A 2,425-nucleotide genomic window follows, 5' to 3' on the forward strand; every position below is an offset into this window, starting at 1 on the left:
AGGATCGGTACGTCCTACGGGCGGACGACGCGCGAGGGGCCCCCGGGCCCGCTGAGTCGAGCGCGCCGGACGCGGCGTGTGGGCCGGACGGGCCGTACCGTCCCGGCGCCCGCGCGCCTGAACCGCCGCACCGCCGGGTGCGGGAGGGACGTCGGGCCGTGGCGAGCGCCTCGGCACCGGCCGCCGCCGGCCCGGCAGCGGCCGCGGCGGTGAGGGACGGGAAGAACGGGCCCCGGACGGGGACCCGGTGAGCGCTGGGGGGAACTCGTGAGTCGACGTCGTCGCGTCGCGGCCGCGATCGCGCTGGTCTGCGCGCTCGGCCTGTCCGTGGCGCCCGGCTGGGGCACGCACCGCGCCTACGCCGCGCCGAAGCCGCCCGGCGGCTCGCCGCTGCCGGCCCAGGACTACGGCTCGCCCGTGGCGCCGCCGCCGGTCGAACTGCCGCCCGGGACGACCCGGGGGTCCGCACCGGGCGGCGGTTCCGCGGTGGCCCAGGGCGCCACCGACACGTCGCTCGACGCGGTGCGCCGGCACATCGACACCCTGTACCAGCAGGCCGGTTCGGCGACGGACGCGTACAACCTGGCCGCGCAGCGCACGTCCGAGCAGAAGGCCCGGATGGCGCAGACCGCGCAGGCCCTCGTCGACTCCCAGACGCGGATCGCCGCGCTGAAGGAACAGGCGGGAGCGGCGGCGCGCGCCCAGTACCGCAGCGGCGGCCTCCCGCCGAGCGCGCAACTCACCCTCACCGGCGACCCGCAGGCGTTCGTCGACGGCCTCTCCCGCGCGACGAAGGAGCAGAAGGCCGCGAACGGCCTCCTCCAGCAGTTGAAGGACACGCAGAGCGACCTGACGACCTACGCCCAGGACGCCAGCACCAACTGGAAGACCCTGAAGAAGAACCAGAGCACCACCGCGAGGACGACGAAGCAGATCAAGCAGAAGATCGCGGACGCGAAGACCCTCGAATCGGGCCTGGAGGCCGACCAGAAGGCCCGGCTCGCGAAGCTGGAGCAGGACGCCGTCGCGACCGCGCAGACGGCCTGGCTCAACAGCGACGCCCCCACCGACATGAACCGCGCGCCGAGCGCCGCGGGCGCGCAGGCACTGGCGTTCGCGACGGAGCAGATCGGCAAGCCGTACGTGTGGGGCGCGGAGGGCCCGGACTCCTACGACTGCTCGGGGCTGACCTCCCAGGCCTGGGCGGCGGCCGGCCTGCCGATCCCGCGCACCTCGCAGGAGCAGTGGCGGCTGCTGCCGCACATCTCGATCGCCGACATGCGCCCGGGCGACCTCATCATCTATTACAAGGACGCAAGCCACGTGGCGATGTACGCGGGCGCCGGGAAGATCGTCCAGGCGCCGCGGCCGGGCCGTGACGTGACGCTGTCGGAGGCGGGCGCGATGCCGATCCTCGGAGTCGTGCGCCCCGACCAGTGAGGCCCGCGCGCGACATCGCCGCCGGAGGCACCGGCCACCGGACGAAGGGGCTGCGGGCTCCCGTACGCGGGGCACTCCTGTACGTGCGGACTCGCGCAGGTGCGGACCCTCGTAGGTGCGGACTCGCGGGGACGCGGGGGCGCCGATCCGTACGCGCGGCATCCCGTGCACGTGGCTTCCCGTGCACGTGGCTTCCCGTGCACGTGGCTTCCCGTGCACGTGGCCTCCCGTGCACGTGGCCTCCCGTGCACGTGGCTTCCCGGCGCCACCCTGCGTGACCCGGGGGTGACCCCAACACCCCTGCCGCGGCGGCCCGTCCGCGCCCGCTGTGACGCGCCGCACGTGACGCGCCCCACGCGGCGGCCCCGTTCACACGTGATGTTCGTCATGGAGTGCAACCGGACCACACCGCCCGAACCACCACAGAAACCGTGCGAGGGCCCTCCGGGAGCCGGGAGCCGTCCCGCATATGACACCTGCCGCTTGCCTCCACGGCATTCCGTACGACCGCCGGAGACCGCTAAGGTCCCCGTCGGTGGGGCGTCGATCGTCGCCCCGCCGCGCCCTCGGGGGGAGGGAAGGAAACCCAGACCGATGCCCGTACCCGTTCCGCGGCAGCGCACAGGCTCCGAGGTGGAGCAGACCGCGGCCGCGCCGGACACCGCCGACGGCACCCGGACCACCGGCAGCCGCCGGACCGAGCACGCGCAGCACGCCCCGTACACACCGCACCCGCACGCCACGCCGCAGGCGGCGGCACAGCACGCACCGCAGGCCCGGCGGACACCCCACGCCTCGGGCACCGACTCCGCGGGGCAGGACACGTCCCCGGCGCACGGACCGGCGGGACCCGGCGCGCCCTTCCGCGACGCCTCCGGTGCCTCCGCTGCCTCCGACGCCCTCGGCGCCGATGACGCCCGCGGTGTCCGCGAAGCCCGTGAGGCGTCGGCTGCCGGCCAGGACGCCGGGGCCGCGGGACACCACG

General features: G+C 75.4%; 1 protein-coding gene and 1 pseudogene. Both read left to right on the forward strand.

The window, feature by feature from the left end:
- Positions 1-267 precede the first annotated feature (267 nt).
- Positions 268-1,440, forward strand: a complete 1,173-nt coding sequence (locus tag L1885_RS27185) for a C40 family peptidase (protein WP_235799809.1) — start codon at positions 268-270, stop codon at positions 1,438-1,440.
- Between the two features lie 594 nt (positions 1,441-2,034).
- Positions 2,035-2,425: pseudogene (locus tag L1885_RS27190) on the forward strand (hypothetical protein); the annotation flags it as partial.

The sequence above is a fragment of the Streptomyces fuscigenes genome (assembly GCF_021556455.1).
GTDB lineage: Bacteria > Actinomycetota > Actinomycetes > Streptomycetales > Streptomycetaceae > Streptomyces > Streptomyces fuscigenes.